A 659-nucleotide genomic window follows, 5' to 3' on the forward strand; every position below is an offset into this window, starting at 1 on the left:
AATCGGGCTGCCGCCACAGGCAAGAAGAATATTTGCCACATCATTCACTGTTACATAGTTCGTAATATTATGTACCAATGGATGCTTTTCTCTTACGTTATCAAAACACTGCTTTAACATTTTTACCCTTTCTTTACATATAGATTTAGCATATATATTCATTCAAGAATGCTCCGGCATTGTTGCTCGCCACCTACAGAGGTTGGAGTCATCTCACATCTGATATATATTTAGCATGTCTATTTATTTTTCATAAACGGGAAAAAACTGAAATCATCCTATACTTCCTGAAGTGCGTTTTGCAAAATGCTCAGAAGTATATTTGAGAAATATTCTGAATATGGATAAATAAACGATAAAAAATAAAAGAAAATTTATAAAGATTCAATGTAGATTTTCTCTTAAAGCAATTTATTTTAAAATGATTTACTCTGAAAAGAAAAACGCATATACACCAATCTCGGTATATATGCGAATATATCTACGCTATCCCTACGTTGGCATTATCCAAATCAGGTTATGGGTCTAAGCACTTTAGCTTACTCTCAGCCTGCTTCTGCAAGCTCCCCGTGTATGAATTTACCAATATAGTACGCTATTTGAGTCAAAAAATCAAGCATAATTTACTATTTAATTCATTAAGAGACAGACGCCCGGGG

1 protein-coding gene and 1 riboswitch are annotated in these 659 nt (G+C 33.8%); the gene reads right to left on the minus strand.

The genetic code is table 11. The features are described from left to right. Positions 1–120, minus strand: a 120-nt coding sequence (locus EUBHAL_RS16620; RefSeq protein ID WP_207635823.1) for a hydroxyethylthiazole kinase, incomplete at its 3' end; no start/stop codon positions are given. Between the two features lie 351 nt (positions 121–471). Then, a riboswitch (TPP riboswitch) is annotated at positions 472–580 on the minus strand. Between the last annotated feature and the right edge of the window lie 79 nt (positions 581–659).

The sequence above is a fragment of the Anaerobutyricum hallii DSM 3353 genome (assembly GCF_000173975.1).
GTDB classification, from domain to species: domain Bacteria; phylum Bacillota; class Clostridia; order Lachnospirales; family Lachnospiraceae; genus Anaerobutyricum; species Anaerobutyricum hallii.